Source organism: Lentzea flaviverrucosa, assembly GCF_003350445.1.
GTDB lineage: Bacteria > Actinomycetota > Actinomycetes > Mycobacteriales > Pseudonocardiaceae > Lentzea > Lentzea californiensis.
Genome location: NZ_QQAU01000002.1, coordinates 791,307 through 809,355, shown reverse-complemented (window position 1 = coordinate 809,355; position 18,049 = coordinate 791,307). Strand labels below are relative to the sequence as shown.

The window sequence follows — 18,049 nt, the reverse complement described above, 5'->3', positions numbered from 1 at the left end:
CTGCCATCGGCCACGTGTTGGTAACGTGCGGGACGCCGGGCGACCTGCCCGACGTCAACGAGGACGATCGTCATTCGGGAAGGCTCATGACCCGCACGCCCGTGAACGTCACTGTCACCGGTGCAGCCGGCCAGATCGGCTACGCACTGCTCTTCCGCATCGCTTCCGGCCACCTGCTCGGCCCGGACACCCCGGTCAACCTGCGGCTGCTGGAGATCACCCCGGCACTGAAGGCCGCCGAGGGCACCGCGATGGAGCTGGACGACTGCGCCTTCCCGCTGCTCAAGGGAATCACGATCACCGACGACGCGAAGACCGCGTTCGACGGCGTGAACGTGGCCCTGCTCGTCGGCGCCCGCCCCCGCACCAAGGGCATGGAGCGCGGCGACCTCCTCGAGGCCAACGGTGGCATCTTCAAGCCGCAGGGCGAGGCGATCAACGCCGGTGCCGCTGACGACGTGAAGGTCCTCGTGGTCGGCAACCCGGCCAACACCAACGCCCTCATCGCCCAGCAGCACGCGCCGGACGTCCCGCGCGAGCGCTTCACCGCGATGACGCGCCTGGACCACAACCGCGCCCTGTCGCAGCTCGCCAAGAAGCTGGGCGTCGCGGTCACCGACATCCAGAACATGACGATCTGGGGCAACCACTCGGCCACCCAGTACCCGGACCTGTTCCACGCCAAGGTGGGCGACAAGACCGCCGCCGAGGCCGTGAACGACCAGGCGTGGCTGGAGAACGACTTCATCCCGACCGTCGCCAAGCGCGGCGCGGCGATCATCGAGGCCCGTGGCGCTTCGTCGGCTGCCTCGGCCGCCAACGCCGCCATCGACCACGTCTACGACTGGGTCAACGGCACCGAGTGGACCTCGATGGCCATCCCGTCGGACGGCTCGTACGGCGTGCCCGAGGGCATCATCTCGTCGTTCCCGGTCCGCACCTCGGGTGGTTCCTACGAGATCATCCAGGGTCTGGAGATCGACGAGTTCTCGCGCGGCCGCATCGACGCCTCGGTCGCCGAGCTGGTCGAGGAGCGCGACGCGGTCAAGGGCCTCGGCCTGATCTGAGTTTTTCGTGGCAGGGTGGGGAACGTGCTGATCCCATGGGACGTTCCCCAGCCACAGCTCTCCGATGACGTGCACCCTGCGCTCGCTGACGCCGCCCGTGCGGCGTCGGCGGCGTACGGGCGTGCCCGATCTCTGCACACGCGCCTCGAGCTCCGCGAAGAAGTGGCGGACGGCGCCGACGGAACACCGACGATGCGCGTCGACCGCATCGTCGAGGACGCGATCCTGGAGTCGATCCACCGCAATCGCGTGAACCTGCTCTCCGAGGAAGCCGGATTCGTCGACAACGGCTCCTCGACCACGCTCGTCATCGACCCGGTCGACGGGTCCGCCAACGCCGCGTTCGGCGTTCCCCTCTCCTGCTTCGCCGGTGCGCTCGTCGAAGACGGCACGGCAAAAGAAGCTCTGACGACGTGGTTCGACACGGGCCGTGCGTGGCACGCGCGCGCAGGAGTGCCGACGGCGTTCCGCACCACCGGGCGCACGACGTTGAAGGGCGCGTCGGTGTGCCTGATGCGCCCCAAGACGGGCACTCAGGACGCGTGGCTGCGCATCGCGAACAGCGCCGACCGCATCCGTGTGCTGTGCACGACCTGCCTGGAGACCATGCTGGTCGCGGAAGGCACAGTCGACGCCTTCATCGATCCGGGAAGCGACACGCACCGGATCATGGACCTCGCGACGGCGCTGGTCACCGTGCCCGCCGCGGGAGGCGTGCTGGTCGACCTGCACGGGCGGCCGTTCCACTTCGAACCCGACCTCACCCACCGGTGGTCAGGCGTGGCGGCAGCGACTCCTCAGCTCGCCGAGGAGTTGATCGCGACGGTTCTCGGCGGTTAGACGGTGCCCCGGGGCTCGACGACGCAGTCGGGGCCGGGGAACACCAGGCCCTCGTGGCCGTCGTTGAAGCGGACGAGGTACGGCGGATGGCCGTCGCTCCCGCGCACTTCGAGGATCTCGCCGAGACGCTCCTCCAGGCCGATGGAACGGCTGTGGACGTGGAGCCTGTCACCCACTGTTGCTTGCATGGTGCTGCAACACCTCCGGTGTGCGGCGTGAGGCTTGGCACGATGAACGCGTCAAAGCCTAAGCCGCCACCGGAGGTGCGCAACAGGGCTCAAGTGCTCATCCGCCGCAGGCCGAGGAGACCTTCGCGGCGAGATCGGCCTTCTGCTGCACCCAGTCCGCCGCGGAGTTGACGTTCTGCATGCCGTTGGCGGCCTCTTCGAGAGCCTTCTTCACCTGCTCGTCCGGCGCGGAGCTCGCGAGGGTCTCGAGCTCCTTCGCCTTGGCCTGGGTTTCCTCCAGCGCCTTCTGCGGGTCGCTCATGTCCGGCGAGAAGCCCACGAGCGAGATCGCGTCGGCGCACAGCTTCACCTTGTCCGCGGTGTTGCTGACGCCCTGGATCGCGTCGCATGCCGTCAAGCTGCCCAGCGCGATGACAGCCGCGGCAAGCGGTCCAACTAGGCGCATTCGCTCTCCTTGTGCCCGAAGTGTCCGGTTCGATTACTGATGACTCTACCGACGTACGTCTTGATCGAGTTGCCGTTGGTACAGCTTCCGGATGACGTCGTCGATTTCCGGCTCCACGACGGCGAGGTCGTGGACCTCCACCTGCCGCACCACCTGGGTGATCAACTGTGCCGCCGTCGTCTCCGCTCTCCGGAACGTGAGGTGGTGCCGCAGCCCGTTGGCCTCGCTGCGCACCGCCGTCACTCCAGGGACGTCCGGTGCCGGGCCCGGTTCCCTGAGGTCGATGACGAGCTCGCGGTCGGGGGTGACCTCGGCGCGCAGCTCCTCCAGCGGGCCGTCGGCGAGCACCCGGCCGTGGTCGATCACCATCAGCCGCGGGCAGAGGCGTTCGATGTCGTCCAGGTCGTGCGTGGTGAGCAGGAGCGTCGTGCCGCGGCGGGTGTTGATGTCCGCGAGGAACTCCCTGAGGCGTTCCTTGGACTCCAGGTCCAGGCCGATCGTCGGCTCGTCCAGCACCAGCAGTTCCGGGGCGTGCAGCAGCGCGGCGGTGATCTCGCCGCGCATCCGCTGCCCCAACGAGAGTTGCCGCACGGGCGTGATCAGGAACTCCTGCAGGCCGAGGAGTTCGACGCACTCGTCGAGCCGCTTGCGGTAGTCCTCCGCCGACACGCGGTAGATGGACCTCAGCAGGTCGAAGCTGTCCTGCAGCGGCAGGTCCCACCACAGCTGGCTACGCTGGCCGAACACGACACCGATGCGCTTCGCGAGATCGCGCCGCTGCTTCGACGGATCGACGCCGCCCACCGTGATGTGGCCGCTGGTCGGCACCAGGATGCCGGTCAGCATCTTGATCGTCGTGGACTTGCCGGCACCGTTCGGCCCGACGTAGCCGACGGCCTCGCCCGCAGCGACGTCGAACGTGACGCCGTCGACCGCCGTGACGGTCTTGTAGTTGCGGCGCAGGCCTTTGGACGTGGCTACCTTGAACTCCCTGCGGAGCTCCCTGACCTCGATCATGATCCCGTTCCCCGGTAGTGCCTGACCGCGAACCGCCACACGAACCCGGCGACGGCCGCCGCCAGGGCCGCGACGAGCGGTGATGTCCAGCCGACCCAGCCTGGCAGGCCGAGCGGGTCCTGCTTCCCGAGCAGCGCGAGGCTCGGGTAGTACGCGACGAACGCCCCCGGCACGATGAACGCCATCACCCAGCGCAGCGGGGCGGTGTAGACGTTGACCGGGTACGACGTGAAGGCGTTGCTGCCGTAGGTGAACGCGTTGGCGAACTCACGGCCCTCCACGATCCAGAAGCACACCGAGCACGTCACGACCCAGATCGCGCCGAAGATGACCGCGCCGGCCAGCGGCGTGACGACGGTCAGCGCGACCTTCGCGGGCGTCCATGCGACGCCGACGTGCGTCAGCGCGTAGACCATCACGGCGATCGCGCCGACGATGCGCCCGACCCTGCGCAGGCGCACGTCCGACACCATGATCTGCGGCAGAGTGCCGAGCGGCCGCATCAGCAGCACGTCGAAGGTGCCGGTGCGGATGTACGTCGGCAGGTTGTCGAGCTGTCCGGCGAAGAGGTCGGCGATGCCGAACGCGATGCCCGCGAACGCGTACATCAGCAGCACCTCGTCCCGGGTGAACCCGCCGAGCGCACTGATGTGACCGAACAGCACGAGGATGACGACCAGTTCGATCCACTGCGCCAGCACCTGCGTGACCAGGTCGAGCGCGAACGACGCGCGGTAGGACATCTGGCTTCGCAACCGCGCGCCGATGAGCCGGGGGTAGATGGTGTCAGCCACCCTGCACCACCACCCTGCGCACCGCGCGTTGCAGGAGCAGGTGACCGGCCACGAGCAACGCCACGGCCCAGAACACCTGGTAGAGCAAGGTTCGCACCGGATCGCCGTGCCCGAGGAACACGTCGATCGGCGCCTGCATCAACGCGGGGAACGGAGTCATCCACAGCACGTCCCGAGCCCACTCGGGGAAGAACGCGACCGGCACGGTGAGCCCGCACAACAGACCGGACGTGACGTTCCAGAACCCGTACAGCCCCCGGTTGTCGAGCAGCCAGAACGCGCTGACGTCGATCAGGAACCGGCACGCGAAACTGATGACCAGCGCGATGACCGCGCTGACCAGGAACAGCGGCCACTGCACCAGGCCGGCCGGGAACTGGAAGGGGAACAGCAGCATGCCGAACACCACGGGCGGCGCAAGCCTGGTCAGGAACGCGTAACCGCCACGGCCGAGGTCCTGCGCGAGCAGAGCGCTCTGCAGGTGCCACGGCCGGTACAGGTCGACGACGACGTCACCGGATCGCACGCGCTCGGCGAGCTCGTTGGTCCCCCACAACAGGATGAACCCGAGCAGCCCCTGCCCGATCCAGACGTACGTGTTGGTGGCAGCGATGCCGTACTCCGCGATCTCGCCGTTCGCCGCCTTGAGAGCGGCGACGAGCACGGCGGCCCGCAGCAGGCCGAAGACCACGTTCGCGGTCATCCCGGCCAGCATCGCTTGTCGGTAGGTCGAGTACCTTCGGAATCCAGCAATGATCAAATCGGCGTGAACACGCACGTCGGTCAACGTTAGTGACCGTCGCAAGTGGATTTGTTCAACTGCCGAACGCGCTGGTGACGACCTCGCCGGCTCCCGGCTGCGAGCCCAGGCAGAGGAAGTAGTTGCGGCTGCCGTCCTTGAAGCCCACGGCCGTCATCTCCCAGCCCGAGGTGTCGACGGTCGGCCGCGAGTTCGCCTTCATCACCGCGGGCGTGCAGACGTCCTTCAGCTCGGGCGAGGCCATCAGTTCGTCGGAGTCGACCGCCGGGACATCCCCGGAGAGCCAGCCGCCGGAGAACGCCTCCCAGTAGTGCAGGTCCGCGCAACTGCCGACCTTCCGGGCGACCGCGGGCATGCCGCCGATGTTGGTGACGCCGCGGAAGCAGGTCGACTTCTCGATGCAGAACCCGGCGTCGCACTTCTTGAGGTACGGCGGGATGTCCTCGGCACCGCCCTGCTGGGTCGTCGACGGTCCGGCACCCTGGGCGGTCTTCTGCTCCTTGCCGAAGGGGTTCAACACGACCAGGCCCACCACGATCGCGACGACGACCGCTGCCGCGCCCGCGACCAGCGGCCACGTCCTGCGCCTGGGCGGGGGAGGGACCGGCACGGTCGGCATCCGCATCGGGTCGATCAGCTCGTCCCGCAGCTGCGTGGCGCTCGGCGTGCGCAGGTTCGCGTCCGGGTGCAGAGCCCTCGCCAGCGCCTCGTGCAACGCGGGCGGCACCCCCGGCACCGCGGGCACGGGCCGGCGCAGGATCTCGCCGAGCTGGTCGAAGCTGGTGATCGGCCACGGCACCGGACGCGGCGGCTTCCCGGCCAGCAACGTGTAGAGCGTCGCCGCGAGCGAGTAGACGTCGGCCTGCGGCGTCGGCTCGGCCATCGCGAACGCCTCGGGCGGCGCGTAGCTGGGGCTCAGGGCATCCCTGGTGACCGTGCTGCCGCCCTGTGCGTCGAGCAGCGCGGCGAGCCCGAAGTCGGCGAGCTTCGGCGTGCCGTAGCGGTCGACGAGGATGTTGGCGGGCTTGATGTCCCGGTGCAGCACGCCTTCCTGATGCGCCGCGGCGAGCGCGTCGGCGAGCTTGATGCCGAGGTCGCGCACCTGCTCGGGGTGCAACGGACCCTGCTGGTCGAGCCGGTCGGCGAGCGACCCGCCCGTGCACAGCTCCATGACGATGTACGGCGTGCCGCGGCCGGTGATGTTCGCGTCGTGCACCCCGACGACGTGCGGATGACCCGACAGCTTGGCCGCCGCCTGCGCCTCGCGGAGGAACCGCCTCCGGTCCCGTTCGTCGACCAGGACCCGGTTGTCGATCTTCACGGCGACGTCACGACCGAGTTGTGCCTGGTGGGCGGTGTAGACGGTGGCGAACCCGCCCGCGCCCAACGGTCTCAGGTCGGTCAGGCCGGGAATGTGGGGTGCGGTCACGCGCGGCAGCTTAGTTCCGCACCCCGACAATCCGGAGGCTAGCCCGTGCAGGTCAGCGCACCACTCCTGAGCGCGTGACTGCTCGTGTTGTCGTCGTCCGACCAGAGAACGGCCTTCTTGCCGTTGGTGCAGCTAGGCGAGATCGCGAACCCTTCGAGGTTCACGTTCGGCAGCGTCGACGGCCGGTTGTACGTCGCCGTGACCTTGAACTTGCCGCTGCTGATGGCGAGCGTCGTCGTCCGGCCGCTGCAGTGGTTGTCGCAGAGGCTCCACAGCTTGCCGCCGTCGAACTCCAGGTCCATCACCTGGCTCTGCCCGCTCGCGAACCTGCTCAGCAACTGGGCGCCGGACCCCTGCAGGGCGTACACGTACACCTCGCCGGTGGCCTCCAGACCGACGAAGAACAACCCGCTGCCGTGGCCGGGGTGGTCGGCGGGGTTGTAGGTCTTGCCGGCGTCGTCCTTGAAGCCGTTCTGCACGAGGAACGAGTCCGGCACCCACGAGATGGCCTCGGGCCCGTCGTTGGGGTCGACCTCGGGCATGCCGCCGAGCTCCCACTCGGCCACCGCGTTGCTGCCGGTGCCGTACTTCAAGATCTTCGGCGCGCTCACGTCACCGTCGTCGTTGTCGCGCTCGACAGCGACGAAGAGCCCGTCCGGCGTGCTCACGACCCCTTCGGCATCGGGATCACCCTGCCCGTCCGCGAACTTGAGCGACCGCTTCTGGTCGACCTTCCACGTGCTCCCGCTCGGCACGAGCCGGTACAGCGTCGAGGGCCCGTTCTTGACCGCCCACACGACACCGGAACTCTCGAACGACACCCCGCTCAGGTTCTTGCCGAAGACGTTCGTCCCGTCCGCGTACTTCGTGGCGGAGTCACCCGGCCACGACGTCGCCGCTCCCGCCGGAAGGCCCGTCAACCCGAGCACGAGGACCGTGAACACGCCGATCACCTTGATGCGCAACGCAAACGCCCCTTCTCTCACGAGGCGGCAAGATCGCACCTCGTGCAAGCTGGCGGCGGACCTCCAGTGCACCAGACGATGAACGGCAGTGCTACTTCCTGGCGGCGGCCTTCGCGGCCTTCTTGAAGTCGCGCACCTCCAGCAACGACGCCTGATCACGCACGTCGGCGACGCTACGTCGGCTTCCTTCGTCCCCGTAGTGACCGGCCGCCGCACGCCACCCCTCGGGCGTGACGCCGAACTGTTTGCCCAGAAGTGCAAGGAAGATCTTGGCCTTCTGCTCCCCGAACCCGGGCAACGCCTTGAGGCGCTTCACCACCTCGGCCCCGTCCCCGTCGGCCCAGATCCGCGTGACGTCGCCGTCGTAGGTCTCGACGACGAACTGCGACAGCGCCTGCACCCGCTTGGCCATCGAACCGGGGAAGCGGTGCACGGCGGGCGGCGTGGCCATGACGGTGGCGAAGGCCTCGGGGTCGGCCTCGGCGATGCGGCGCACGTCCAGGCCGCCCATGCGGTCGGCGAGGACCTTGGGGCCGGAGAACGCCTTCTCCATCGGGATTTGCTGGTCCAGCAGCATTCCTGTGAGCAGGGCGAACATGTCCGACGCGAGGAGTGCGTCCGCGTCGGGGTTCTGTGCGAGGCACACCGTGCGGGTCATGGCGGAAAGGATGTCATGACCGGCCGAAGATCGCCGGTGGCGGTCCCCGGTGACAGGCGGCGGAGTTGTGCGGAAATAGCGGTGGCCGCCCGCAGAAATGTGCGGGCGGCCATTTCACGTGTACTTCAGATCATCAGATCCAGCGGTAGAGCGAGAACAGCTGGTTCGGGTTGCCGTGGCAGTCCCACTGCAGGAATCCCGTGCCATTCGCGATGCCGCCGTTGTCCGTGTCGAGGCACTTGCCGGTGGCGCGGTTCTTGAACAGGACCGGGCCGTCGTAGGTGGCCGGGTCTGCGCCGGCGGGCAGCACGACCTCCCACTGCTGGTTCGGGCCGTTGTGGCAGTTCCACTGGATCACGTGCGAGCCGTTGCTGGGCGCGCTGCCGGACAGGTCGAGGCACTTGCCGGAGTTGGCGTTGATGAACATCGCGGTGCCGTACGGCGTGCCGGTGCCCGCGACCCAGACAGGGGCCCACTTCTGGTTGTTCGTGCCGTAGCAGTCGAACAGGATGGCGCGTGCGCCGTTGTCCACGGAGTTCCAGGCGATGTCCGCGCAGCGGTCCACAGTGGAGCCGTGGTTGACGTCGGTGGTCTTCGGGATGATCGCGGTCCAGATGGCCTCGCCCGCGGCGGCGGCCTTGGCCTGGGTCTGCTTGCCCACGCCCGGCAGGTCGTACGGCTCGAACTTCGGTGCGGCCGAGGCCGGCGCGGTGACCATCGACATCAGGGCGGCGCCGGCTGCAATGGCAACAGAAACTCTGCGAATGACGTTCTTCACTTCGAATCCCCCATGTGTGCGTGACTGAAAAGTCCATGGGAGGGCGTCCCCCGACGCTAACTTGCTCCCCCCAGGAACAATGCCAATCTTTCAGGCTGCCAGTCGTCAGTCAAGGCTCTTTTTGTCTTAATCGGACCGGTTGTTCGTGTGGGGCGGAACGAGTTACGCGCCGGCGACGCGGACTTCCGAGACGACCTGGCGCACGAGGATGCGCAATGCCTCGCGGTCGACGGTGGCCGGGTCGTCGGCGAGCCAGTCGCCGATCTCGTTGACGAACTGCTCGGGGGTCATCGGCGGCACCTCGAAGTCGAGGTCGTCGTCGCACGTGACCTCACCGGCGCGGCTCGGGTAGACGAGCAGGGCGCCGCGCACCTCCAGCCACGGCAGGAGCTCGGCGAAGCGTTCGACGCCCTCGATCAGCTGGGTGCCGCCGCCGCGGAACGGGTGGCCGTTGCGCCAGAGTTCGCCGTCCTCGTCGCAGTAGTAGTGGCCGGGGAGCCACGACTTCGACTCGATGAGGACCAGGCGTCGGCCGCAGAGCAGGGCGTGGTCGATGTCGGTGAAGACCGATCCCGGCCAGGCGAGGCCGTGGAAGATGCGCACGCCCGGTAGCTGGGTCATGTACTCGGTGAGCAGTCCGGCGGTCAGCCGTTCGCGTCTGTTTTCACCCGGACGGCCGAAAATGGTGTTCCCGTCGTACTCACCGGCGAACGCCCGTTCGGCCCGCGCGACCGTCATGTAGCGGCGCACCAACCGGAACGCCCCGTAACCGGCGCCCGCCACGAGGGGCAGCCAGACGGCGAGCAGCAGCGGCGACAACGTCATCGTCAACGGGATGAGCAGGACGAACCAGCCGCCGATCGCGGCCGCCGCGGGGGCGTGGCCGAGGCCGGTGGCGGGGACGTAGCGGACGCGCGCGCCGAGGTCGATGCGGTGCCACCACTCCGTCGAACCGAGGTCGACACGGGGGCGCGGCGCCCGGTAGTTCGGGTCTTCGCCGAAGTCGCGCAGCCTGCCCGTGTGGCCTGTTCTACGAGGTCGTGGCCTTGTCTGCGGCCGCACCACGGAAGGTGTCCGTGGGGCCGGGCGGTCGTAGTCGGCGCGCCGGACCGGGTCCTTCAGCGTCTCGTAGGCCTCCTGGAGCAGGCGGAAGCCGCCAGACGTCCCACCCGCGTCGGGGTGCATGACCTTGGCGAGAGAGCGGTAGGCCGACTTGATCTCCGAGGCGCTGGCGCCCCGGTCGACACCGAGCAACTCGTAGTAGTCGATCCCTGGCACGACACCGTCCAGTTCGGGGTTGGTCCGTGAACCTTATTGGGTCCAACACTTTCGCAGGGCATACGGCCCGGACTTCCCCGGCTAGGGTGGGAGACGCGGTGGCGATGGGGCCTGTAGCGCAGTGGTCGACGCGCCCTCCTGAACGGAGGAGGGAGAACGCCGGTTCGAATCCGGCCGGTCCCGCTCTCAGGGGATCTCCGTTCGCGGAGAAGGCGAACCGCGCTGTTCGCACCTCAGCAGACCATGTGTCCTATGTGGACGTTCTGTCGCGCACCTGGTGCGACGGGGTGTGGTGGCGGAGGATGTCCTGGTGGATGCGCTCGAACAGCTGCGCCGGCTCTGCCTCGCGCTGCCGGAGGTGACGGAACGCCTGAGCCACGGCGAACCCACCTGGTTCGTCCGCGGCAAGAAGACCTTCGTGACGTCGGCCGACCACCACCACGACGACCGCACGGCGTTCTGGTGCGCGGCGGGCCCTGGTGTCCAGGAAACGCTCGTCGCGCAGGACCCCGAGAAGTACTTCCGCCCGCCCTACGTCGGCCATCGCGGCTGGCTCGGCGTGTACCTGGACGTCCCGCTCGACTGGGACGTGATCGGCGATCTCGTCGAGGACGCCTATCGGGTGATTGCCCCGAAGGCGCTGGTCGCGCAACTCGGCGCCTCGAGTTGCCGACCCGACTGAGCTGTCGCACTCTTCCGCGCATGGCGACTTGTGACGTCTGTGGCAACGAGTACTGGATGGCCTTCGAGGTGCGCACCGTCGGCGGCGGTGTGCACACGTTCGACAGCTTCGAGTGCGCGATCCAACGGCTCGCGCCGCGCTGCGAGCACTGCGACTGCCGCGTGATCGGGCACGGCGTGGAGGTGGAGGGCAAGTTCTTCTGCTGCGCCCACTGCGCGCGCAAGGGGTCGGCCGACCTGGGCGCGATGATCCGCGACACCGTCGGCGCGCATCCCGGCTAACCCAGGACGAGGTCCAGGTTGAGCGGCACGGGCGGTGGCAGGGCGTCCGTGCCCGCCCGGAACGACTCCAGCAGGTACGCGACCAGGCGCTGGGACGCTGCCACCGCGACCTCCGCCGGCAGGCTCGACAGTCCGCCGTTGGCCACGAGCACCAGCGTCAGGTCGTGCGGCGAGAAGTCGGCCCGCAGCTGCCCGCTGTCCTTCGCCCGCTGCACCAGTGCGACGAGGCCGAGCCACGTCCGGTCGCGCGCCTCGGAGTGCAGGTCGGGGAACGAGGCCATGAACGCTGAGGTGAAGCCCCGGTCGCACGCCTGCAGCAGGCAGACCTTCTCGATCACCGTGCGGAGCCCGCGCCACGGGTCCGGGTCCTGCAGCGCGTCGTCCATGACGCCCTGGCAGACGGCGAACTGTCCAGCGAAGGCCTCCATGACCAGCGATTCCTTGGTGGGGAAGCGCCGGTACAGGGTGGCGACGCCGACACCTGCCCTGCGTGCGATCGCGGCCATCGGCACCTCGAGCCCGCGCTCGGCGAACAGGTCGCGGGCGACGGCGAGCACTCGCGCCCGGTTCTCCCGTGCGTCGGCGCGCATCTGAGACGGTTCAGCGGTCACTTCTTCTCACTTCGCCTCAAGCGGACGGGGGTCTCCACTTAGCAGGTTACGTTGGAACTCATGAGGGTTCAGGGACCGATGGTGCGCAGGGTCAACAAGTGGGTCGTCGGACTGCGCGACGCCCCGCTCGTGGGGAAGCTCGTGCGCAAGGGGCTCACCGTCGTGACGTACACGGGCAGGCGGTCCGGTCGCACGATCAGCACACCCGTTGGCTACCAACGCAAAGGCGATGTCGTCGAGATCCGCGTGATGATGCCCGACGCGAAGGTGTGGTGGCGCAACTTCGACGGCGAGGGCGGTCCGTTGACGCTCGAGCTCGACGGCGCGGAGAAGACCGGACACGCCACTTCGCACCGTGACGACAAGGGCCGTGTCACGGTGCGAGTGCAGCTGTAGAAGCCTTACGCGGCAAGGCGTCGACGCTCCAGGAACGCCGCCACCAGGTAGGCGCCGCCGCCCAGCACGGCCAGCACGCCGAAGAATCCGGCTCCCGGGACGAACAGCGTCGCGGCGGCGACGAGCATGAGCCAGGTGCCCAGGTTGTAGTGCAGGGCGTTGCCGCGGATCGCGCCCTCGGCGATGTAGATCAGGCCGACGACGATGGTCGAGCCGGCGGGCCACAGCACGGTCTGCAGTTCCGGCTCGTCGAACACCGTGCTCAGGCCGGTGACCGCTAACGCCAGTGCGGTGAAACCGGTGATCCAGGCCGTGCCGACCAGCTTCTCGGCTCGTCGGCGCGCTTCCGAGGCGGCTTTCTGGGCCCGCAGCGACGCGGTCATGGCGAGGACGGTGCCGGCGAGGAGGCCGGTGGCGAGCAGTGCGATCGGCAGCCACGCCGGCATCACGACCGCGCCGGACCTGGAGAGCAGCGCGGCGCCGTGACCGAAGACGTAGCCGAACGCGAAACCCAGGTAGGCGGCGCGGTTGTCGACCTCGGTGGACGCGACGGTGGTGGCGCGCAGAGCGGTGGCGTTCATGGTGGGGACTCCCGTGAAGTCGGACGAGCTCAGATGAGCGAAGCGATCAGGCGTGGTGCGATGACGACGAACTGGGGCGAGCGGCGGATCGAGGCGCGCTGGTCGGCGAGGCCGTGCAGGCCCAGCCAGAACGTCATGGCGCGATCGGGGTCCGGGAGGACCCGCGTGAACAGCCGCAAGGCCTGTGAGGAGAGGTCGGCCGCACCGAACATCACGCGGTAGCGGCGGGGGTGCAGAACGGCGAAGTCCAGGTAGGCGACGCCGGCCGCGTACGCGTCGGGCGCGGCGAGGACGACGACCTCGAGTTCGCGGAAGGTCTCGTGGCACACGGCCAGCAAGATCGACGGCACGTCGGGGAACTGCTGGTAGATCGACGAGGTGGGCACGTCCGCCTCGCGGGACACGGCCCGCAGCGTCACGGCGTGCTCCCGGTCGACCAGGGCGGTCGCCGCCGCCACGATCAGCCGGCGGCAGCCCGGCCTGCTCACGGCTCCGGGACGATGACGACCTTGCCCAGCACGGTGCGCGACTCGGCCAGTGCCAGCGCGGCGCCTGCCTCCGACAACGGGATGCGCGCGGCGATCTGCGGCTTCAGCACACCGGCCTCGACCAGCTCCAGCACCTGCGTGAGGTCCGCGGCCAGGCGAGCGCGGAACGAGGCGGGGCGGAAGCGCTTGCCGGCCCAGAAGTTGTAGAAGCCCGCGCGCTTGCCGTTGGGCAGTGCGTTCCACACCATCAGCTGCCCGAAGAGCTTGAGCACCGGCAACGTCCCGCTGCCCGGCTCGTCCTTGGTCGCGGCCGAACCGTAGTTGACCAGCGCGCCGCCGCTGCGCAGCAGCTTCCAGGAGTCGTGCAGCGCGGGGCCGCCGACGTGGTCGAACACGGCGTGCACACCTTCGGGCGCCAGCTCGCGGATGCGGGCGTACATGGTCGGGTCGCGGTAGTCGACGGGGATCGCGCCGAGCTCGCGCACCGCGTCGTGGTGGCGGGCCGAGGCCGTGCCGATGACCTTGATGCCGGCGTGGCGGGCGAGCTGCACCAGCGTCGAGCCGACGCCGCCGTTCGCGCCCAGCACGACGATCGTGTCGCCGCGCTCGACCTTCGCCGTGCGGTACATCATCTGCCACGCCGTGACGCCGTTGACCACGACGGTCTCGGCGGCGGCAGCGTCCACGCCGTCGGGCACCGGCACCAGGTCGGCGGCCTCGACGATCAGGTGGCTGGCCCACCCGCCGACCTTCGTGACCACGGCGAACCGGTGTCCGCGCAGGTCGCGGTCGACGCCGGGCCCGGTCCCGACCACGGTGCCGACGACGTCGTAACCGGGCACGAACGGGAACGCGGGCTGGTCGTAGTACTTGCCCAGGCGCATCTGCTGCTCGGCGAACGAGACGCCCGTGGCGTCCATGCGCAGGACGACCTGGCCCTGGCTCGGCGCGGGCAGGTCGCGGACCTGGACGTGCAGGCCGTCGGGCTCGACCACACCGGGCAGGACGATCTCGGTGGCGCGGGTGGTGGTGGTCGTGGCGTTCATCGTGGCTCCTCGGTCTCGGCTGTGCTTACGCCCATAAGCTAACGCCCGTAAGTTTGAGAGCGCAAGGCCTAACACCGATAAACTTTCAGGTGTATGGTTACGGCCGTGACGAACACCGAACCGCGCAGGCGCAACCGCAGGGGCGAAGGCGGGAAACTGAGGGACGAGATCATCGCGGCGGCCCTCGCGCTGCTGGACGAGGGCGGCGACGAACGCGCGGTCACGCTGCGCTCGGTCGCCCGCAAGGCGGGCATCGCGGCACCGTCGATCTACCCGCACTTCGCGGACCAGCCGTCGATCATGCTGGCCGTGGTGCAGCAGGAGATGGACGCGCTGGCGAAGGTCCTGCGCGAGGCCGGCGACACCGCGGCCCCGGACGCACGGGCGCGGCTCTTCGCGGTGTGCAACGCCTACCTGGACTTCGCGAAGCTGCACCCGCAGCGCTACCGGATCATGTTCGGCGGCCTGTGGACGCCGTCGGTCGAGGACACCTCGATCACCGACGCCGACCTCGACTCACTCGGCGTGGAGGCGTTCACGCTGCTCGTCGACGTGCTCGGCGCGTGCGTCGAAGAGGGGATCGCCCACGGCAGCGACGACCTGTTCGGCGACGCGGTGGCGTTGTGGCTGGGACTGCACGGCCTCGCGCACCAACGGGCCGTGGTGCGCAAGATGCCCGGACCCGCCGACGTCGGTGACCGGCTGATCAGGGCACTCGCGCACCTGAAGTGACTAGGGGGCCTCAAACAGGGTCGACACCGACTCGCCGACGTTGATCCGCCGCATCGCCTCGGCCATCGCCGGCGCGATCGACAGCACCTTCAGCTTCGGCAAGGACTTCTCGGCCGGGATCGGCACGGTGTTGGTCGCGACGACCTCCAGCACGTCGTCGAACGCCTGCAGCCGGTCGAGCGCACCGGCCGAGAACAGCCCGTGCGTGCAGGCGACCCGGATCGACCCGGCGCCGCGCTCCCGCAGCTTGTCCAGCAGTTCGATCACCGTCGAACCCTTGGCGATCTCGTCGTCCAGCACGATCACGTCCCGGCCGGCGACCTCGCCGATCACGGTCTGGATCTGCACCTTGTCGTCGGCGAAGCGCTGCTTGGCGCCGGCCGCGACGGGCAGGCCCAGGATCCGGGCGAAGTGCGCGGCCTCCTTGGCGTTCCCGAGGTCCGGCGACACCACGACGGTGTTCGAGAGGTCGTACTGGGAGAAGTGCGCGGCGAGCTCGCGCAGGGCGTGCAGGTGGTCGACGGGCACCGAGAAGAAGCCGTGCACCTGCGGCGAGTGCAACGTCATCGCCAGCACCCTGGACGCGCCGGCGGCGACCATCAGGTCGGCGACCAGGCGGCCGCCGATCGAGATCCGGGGTGCGTCCTTCTTGTCCGAACGCGCGTACGCGTAGTGCGGCAGGACGACGGTCGTGCGCGCGGCCGAAGCGCCACGGGCAGCGTCGAGCATCAGCAGGAGTTCGACGAGGTGTTCCTGCACCGGCGGCACCAGTGGCTGGATCAGGAACACGTCCCGCTCACGGCAGTTCGCCTGCAGCTGCACTTCCAGGCAGTCGTTGGCGAACCGCGTCAAACGGCTGGGGGAGAGCTCGACGCCGAGGTGACCACAGATCTCGGCGGCTAGTGAGGGATGGGCAGAACCACTGAAGACAGCGATGTCACGCACATCCGCAAAACTAGTCGACGACCAGCACCAACTTGCCGTCGCGGAAGAACGGCGTCAGGTTCCCGCGCGTGTCGACCGTGTGCGTGCCGCGCGGGAAAACGGCCTCTATGGCCGTGAACGCGATGATGTCCGACACCCCGTGACGGCCGCGCAACGACCGTTGGCCCTGGTATCGCAGAGCGCGCCCCTCGCGGCGGTACTGATGGGCCTCGGCAGCAGTGGAGGCGCCTGCTCGAAGCGCCTCCGGGCCTACCAGGCGTCCTGAGGACGCGCTGCGCACGGCGACGCCGAAACCCTGCGCGACCAGTGAGTTCACCACCGCGTCGGACGGGGAGACCGGCAGGAGGAAGGACATCGCGTGGTGGGCGTCGACCTCGTGCACCGCGACCGTTCGGGCCGTGGTCAGCACGGTGTCGTGCAGCTCCAGCGCGATCTTCTCCGCTTCCCAGCGGTTTTCATGGCCGGCGTCGATGCCGACGAAGGTGCTGGTCACCTGACCTCCACGAAGATCGGGTTGGTGTAGCACCACAGGTCCTCCCACGGGTTCGCGGCTCCGGGTGTGTCCGCCTGGGGTTCGAACGCGCCGCGGTTGCCGTCGGTTCCGCGCAACCGGAGGTAGAAGGGCTCCCGGACGTTGCGGAACGTGTGCGTGAAGACCGCATAGTGCCAGCGCGGCTCGTAGGATCGCTCGACCTTCACATGTGGCGTGGCCAACGTTTCAGATGATGATCGTCCGGTTACAGCACCTTTGATGAGGTCCAAACGGCGCAACCTGGGGATGAATCCGGCGCTGTTGGGCCGGGTCGCCAGACGTGCCTTGACCAGCACGCTCACGTCCGAGCCGCGCCGGACGCGCAGCCGGCCGCCCATCGTCCGCGTTCCACCGGATGCGTAAACGTCGAATCGAAGATCATCGACGAGGCCGCCGTGCGAGACCCACGCCCGGCCTGCCCGCAGACCTTCCATCACGGCGCCGCGCGTGCGCCGGGTGGCGCCGACGACGGTCCGGGAGAACTCGCCGGGGAAGAAGTCGACGTAGGGCGGCGAGACCTGCGGCGGACCGGAGTCGACGGGGTCGAGGTGCTTGCCCGTGAGGTCGAACTGGCCGCCCGGCTCCGGCACGCGGACGATCGTGTCGCGCGAGTTGAAGTGCGAGTCGGAGTTCGACGTGATCCACCAGCCCAGGCCCTCGGCGAGCAGCGAGTCCCAGACACCGCCGACCTTCGCCGTCATCCAGTCGAAGCCGCCGTAGGTGCGGTAGGCCTCGGGCGGGTAGGGCGCGTACGAGTTCGAGCCGGGGCTGTTCGAGTACCCGCCCCGGTGCCCGCCCGGACCGCGCAACGGGTCGCCGTCCCCTTGCGCTCCAGGTGCGGCCTCCATGCCGACAACGATGTCGGGAGCCAGGTCACGCAGGGCGCGGAGCTCGTGGGGCGCCACCCGGCCGTTGCGCATCGGGTGGTTCACGAACACCAGCGCGGACTTCATCGTGCCGTTGCGGATCTTGGTCTGCAGGAACCGGATCGCGTCGAGCGCCTTCTTCTCGTTGGCGGGACTGGACGCCTCGGCGCCGTTCAGCCGCCAGTCGAACTGCCGCTCGAAGTCGCGCAGCACCCCGGCCTCGTCGCGGCAGTCCTCGAAGAACAACGTCGCGTGCTCGGCACCGGGGACGTTCCACTCCATCCCGTGCCACAGCAGCAGTTGCGGGAACTTCCGCCGGGCGTGCAGGAGATCGGCCGCCGTCGCCTCGACCGAGTGCGCCTCGTGCGACGCGTGGCCGTGGTCGGTGATCACGAGCCAGTCCGTGCCGTGCCGCAACGCACCGCGGATCTGCTGCTCGACGGTGTACATGCCGTCGTACGAGTACTGCGTGTGCGCGTGGTGATCGCCGGAGAGCCACTGGTAGCGGGTGGTCGCCGAGGCGGTGCCGGTGCCCAGCGCTCCCGCCACACCCAGCACGCCCGCCCCCTGCAGGAAGCGTCTGCGGGCTACTTCGGACATGGCTGGACCTCCACGCGACGGGTCGGGGTGCGTGGAGGCTAGGCCGATCGGATGAGGCGCAGGTGGACGC

23 protein-coding genes and 1 pseudogene are annotated in these 18,049 nt (G+C 68.9%); 7 read left to right on the top strand and 17 right to left on the bottom strand.

Annotation, left to right across the window (positions count from 1 at the left end; translation table 11 throughout):
* Positions 1-86 precede the first annotated feature (86 nt).
* On the top strand, positions 87-1,067 hold the full coding sequence (locus DFR72_RS09950) for a malate dehydrogenase (RefSeq protein ID WP_090067175.1): 981 nt from the start codon (positions 87-89) through the stop codon (positions 1,065-1,067).
* 24 nt (positions 1,068-1,091) lie between these two features.
* Positions 1,092-1,907, top strand: coding sequence for an inositol monophosphatase family protein (locus DFR72_RS09945; protein WP_090067461.1), 816 nt, complete (start codon positions 1,092-1,094; stop codon positions 1,905-1,907).
* Here the strand turns inward: DFR72_RS09945 and DFR72_RS09940 are convergent.
* The 10 genes from DFR72_RS09940 to DFR72_RS09895 all read right to left on the bottom strand — a co-directional run bounded on the left by DFR72_RS09940 (position 1,904) and on the right by DFR72_RS09895 (position 10,219).
* On the bottom strand, positions 1,904-2,095 hold the full coding sequence (locus tag DFR72_RS09940) for a DUF1918 domain-containing protein (RefSeq protein ID WP_090067176.1): 192 nt from the start codon (positions 2,093-2,095) through the stop codon (positions 1,904-1,906). The genes DFR72_RS09945 and DFR72_RS09940 overlap by 4 nt on opposite strands.
* Positions 2,096-2,192: 97 nt before the next feature.
* Complete coding sequence (locus tag DFR72_RS09935) at positions 2,193-2,540, bottom strand: hypothetical protein (RefSeq protein ID WP_090067177.1); 348 nt, start codon at positions 2,538-2,540, stop codon at positions 2,193-2,195.
* A gap of 45 nt (positions 2,541-2,585) precedes the next feature.
* Positions 2,586-3,557, bottom strand: a complete 972-nt coding sequence (locus DFR72_RS09930; RefSeq protein ID WP_090067178.1) for an ABC transporter ATP-binding protein — start codon at positions 3,555-3,557, stop codon at positions 2,586-2,588.
* Complete coding sequence (locus DFR72_RS09925) at positions 3,554-4,351, bottom strand: ABC transporter permease (protein ID WP_090067179.1); 798 nt, start codon at positions 4,349-4,351, stop codon at positions 3,554-3,556. Before DFR72_RS09925 ends, DFR72_RS09930 begins: the two co-directional genes overlap by 4 nt.
* On the bottom strand, positions 4,344-5,054 hold the full coding sequence (locus DFR72_RS09920; protein ID WP_245982717.1) for an ABC transporter permease: 711 nt from the start codon (positions 5,052-5,054) through the stop codon (positions 4,344-4,346). Before DFR72_RS09920 ends, DFR72_RS09925 begins: the two co-directional genes overlap by 8 nt.
* Before the next feature lie 112 nt (positions 5,055-5,166).
* Positions 5,167-6,540 carry a serine/threonine-protein kinase gene (locus DFR72_RS09915; protein ID WP_090067180.1) on the bottom strand — a complete coding sequence of 458 codons (1,374 nt, stop codon included), beginning with the start codon at positions 6,538-6,540 and terminating at the stop codon, positions 5,167-5,169.
* A gap of 38 nt (positions 6,541-6,578) precedes the next feature.
* On the bottom strand, positions 6,579-7,505 hold the full coding sequence (locus DFR72_RS09910) for an SdiA-regulated/phytase-like domain-containing protein (protein WP_090067181.1): 927 nt from the start codon (positions 7,503-7,505) through the stop codon (positions 6,579-6,581).
* Between the two features lie 91 nt (positions 7,506-7,596).
* Positions 7,597-8,163 (bottom strand): HhH-GPD-type base excision DNA repair protein, encoded by a 567-nt coding sequence (locus DFR72_RS09905; protein ID WP_090067182.1) that lies wholly within the window; start codon positions 8,161-8,163, stop codon positions 7,597-7,599.
* Between the two features lie 133 nt (positions 8,164-8,296).
* Complete coding sequence (locus DFR72_RS09900) at positions 8,297-8,941, bottom strand: RICIN domain-containing protein (RefSeq protein WP_143086786.1); 645 nt, start codon at positions 8,939-8,941, stop codon at positions 8,297-8,299.
* A 162-nt stretch (positions 8,942-9,103) separates the two neighbouring features.
* Positions 9,104-10,219 carry a J domain-containing protein gene (locus tag DFR72_RS09895; protein WP_090067184.1) on the bottom strand — a complete coding sequence of 372 codons (1,116 nt, stop codon included), beginning with the start codon at positions 10,217-10,219 and terminating at the stop codon, positions 9,104-9,106.
* Positions 10,220-10,325: 106 nt separating this feature from the next.
* Between DFR72_RS09895 and DFR72_RS45420 the strand changes: the two are divergent.
* The 3 genes and pseudogenes from DFR72_RS45420 to DFR72_RS09885 all read left to right on the top strand — a co-directional run bounded on the left by DFR72_RS45420 (position 10,326) and on the right by DFR72_RS09885 (position 11,182).
* Positions 10,326-10,402, top strand: a pseudogene (locus DFR72_RS45420).
* Positions 10,403-10,529: 127 nt separating this feature from the next.
* Positions 10,530-10,901, top strand: coding sequence for an MmcQ/YjbR family DNA-binding protein (locus tag DFR72_RS09890; RefSeq protein ID WP_090067463.1), 372 nt, complete (start codon positions 10,530-10,532; stop codon positions 10,899-10,901).
* 20 nt (positions 10,902-10,921) lie between these two features.
* Positions 10,922-11,182, top strand: a complete 261-nt coding sequence (locus tag DFR72_RS09885; RefSeq protein ID WP_090005260.1) for a Prokaryotic metallothionein — start codon at positions 10,922-10,924, stop codon at positions 11,180-11,182.
* On the opposite strand, the gene DFR72_RS09880 is transcribed toward DFR72_RS09885, so the two are convergent.
* Positions 11,179-11,793: a TetR/AcrR family transcriptional regulator gene (locus DFR72_RS09880; RefSeq protein ID WP_245982715.1), complete on the bottom strand. Its 615-nt coding sequence runs from the start codon at positions 11,791-11,793 to the stop codon at positions 11,179-11,181. The genes DFR72_RS09885 and DFR72_RS09880 overlap by 4 nt on opposite strands.
* 60 nt (positions 11,794-11,853) lie before the next feature.
* Here DFR72_RS09880 and DFR72_RS09875 point away from each other — a divergent pair, with 60 nt between their 5' ends.
* Positions 11,854-12,189: a nitroreductase/quinone reductase family protein gene (locus DFR72_RS09875; RefSeq protein ID WP_090067186.1), complete on the top strand. Its 336-nt coding sequence runs from the start codon at positions 11,854-11,856 to the stop codon at positions 12,187-12,189.
* Between the two features lie 5 nt (positions 12,190-12,194).
* On the opposite strand, the gene DFR72_RS09870 is transcribed toward DFR72_RS09875, so the two are convergent.
* The 3 genes from DFR72_RS09870 to DFR72_RS09860 are packed head-to-tail and all read right to left on the bottom strand — an operon-like array spanning position 12,195 to position 14,304.
* Positions 12,195-12,770: an ABC transporter permease gene (locus DFR72_RS09870; RefSeq protein ID WP_090067187.1), complete on the bottom strand. Its 576-nt coding sequence runs from the start codon at positions 12,768-12,770 to the stop codon at positions 12,195-12,197.
* Positions 12,771-12,799: 29 nt separating this feature from the next.
* Positions 12,800-13,258 (bottom strand): TetR/AcrR family transcriptional regulator, encoded by a 459-nt coding sequence (locus DFR72_RS09865; RefSeq protein WP_090067188.1) that lies wholly within the window; start codon positions 13,256-13,258, stop codon positions 12,800-12,802.
* Positions 13,255-14,304, bottom strand: a complete 1,050-nt coding sequence (locus tag DFR72_RS09860) for a medium chain dehydrogenase/reductase family protein (protein ID WP_090067189.1) — start codon at positions 14,302-14,304, stop codon at positions 13,255-13,257. Before DFR72_RS09860 ends, DFR72_RS09865 begins: the two co-directional genes overlap by 4 nt.
* Before the next feature lie 105 nt (positions 14,305-14,409).
* Here DFR72_RS09860 and DFR72_RS09855 point away from each other — a divergent pair, with 105 nt between their 5' ends.
* Positions 14,410-15,036 carry a TetR/AcrR family transcriptional regulator gene (locus DFR72_RS09855; RefSeq protein WP_211335363.1) on the top strand — a complete coding sequence of 209 codons (627 nt, stop codon included), beginning with the start codon at positions 14,410-14,412 and terminating at the stop codon, positions 15,034-15,036.
* Here DFR72_RS09855 and DFR72_RS09850 read toward each other — a convergent pair whose 3' ends face one another.
* From DFR72_RS09850 to DFR72_RS09840, 3 genes are read right to left on the bottom strand one after another with little or no spacing between them, the layout of a single operon-like run.
* Positions 15,037-15,981, bottom strand: coding sequence for a ribose-phosphate diphosphokinase (locus tag DFR72_RS09850; RefSeq protein ID WP_090067191.1), 945 nt, complete (start codon positions 15,979-15,981; stop codon positions 15,037-15,039).
* 10 nt (positions 15,982-15,991) lie between these two features.
* Positions 15,992-16,474, bottom strand: a complete 483-nt coding sequence (locus tag DFR72_RS09845) for a hypothetical protein (RefSeq protein WP_245982714.1) — start codon at positions 16,472-16,474, stop codon at positions 15,992-15,994.
* Complete coding sequence (locus DFR72_RS09840) at positions 16,471-17,979, bottom strand: PHP domain-containing protein (RefSeq protein ID WP_090067192.1); 1,509 nt, start codon at positions 17,977-17,979, stop codon at positions 16,471-16,473. The genes DFR72_RS09845 and DFR72_RS09840 overlap by 4 nt, the downstream gene beginning before the upstream one ends.
* Between the last annotated feature and the right edge of the window lie 70 nt (positions 17,980-18,049).

Bases quoted from the DNA above. Each gene is read 5' to 3' on its own strand.
- DFR72_RS09905 (WP_090067182.1), bottom strand. From the start codon at position 8,163: ATGACCCGCACGGTGTGCCTCGCACAGAACCCCGACGCGGACGCACTC.
- DFR72_RS09935 (WP_090067177.1), bottom strand. From the start codon at position 2,540: ATGCGCCTAGTTGGACCGCTTGCCGCGGCTGTCATCGCGCTGGGCAGC.
- DFR72_RS09840 (WP_090067192.1), bottom strand. From the start codon at position 17,979: ATGTCCGAAGTAGCCCGCAGACGCTTCCTGCAGGGGGCGGGCGTGCTG.
- DFR72_RS09885 (WP_090005260.1), top strand. From the start codon at position 10,922: ATGGCGACTTGTGACGTCTGTGGCAACGAGTACTGGATGGCCTTCGAG.
- DFR72_RS09930 (WP_090067178.1), bottom strand. From the start codon at position 3,557: ATGATCGAGGTCAGGGAGCTCCGCAGGGAGTTCAAGGTAGCCACGTCC.
- DFR72_RS09860 (WP_090067189.1), bottom strand. From the start codon at position 14,304: ATGAACGCCACGACCACCACCACCCGCGCCACCGAGATCGTCCTGCCC.
- DFR72_RS09950 (WP_090067175.1), top strand. From the start codon at position 87: ATGACCCGCACGCCCGTGAACGTCACTGTCACCGGTGCAGCCGGCCAG.
- DFR72_RS09940 (WP_090067176.1), bottom strand. From the start codon at position 2,095: ATGCAAGCAACAGTGGGTGACAGGCTCCACGTCCACAGCCGTTCCATC.
- DFR72_RS09875 (WP_090067186.1), top strand. From the start codon at position 11,854: ATGAGGGTTCAGGGACCGATGGTGCGCAGGGTCAACAAGTGGGTCGTC.
- DFR72_RS09870 (WP_090067187.1), bottom strand. From the start codon at position 12,770: ATGAACGCCACCGCTCTGCGCGCCACCACCGTCGCGTCCACCGAGGTC.
- DFR72_RS09920 (WP_245982717.1), bottom strand. From the start codon at position 5,054: ATGACCGCGAACGTGGTCTTCGGCCTGCTGCGGGCCGCCGTGCTCGTC.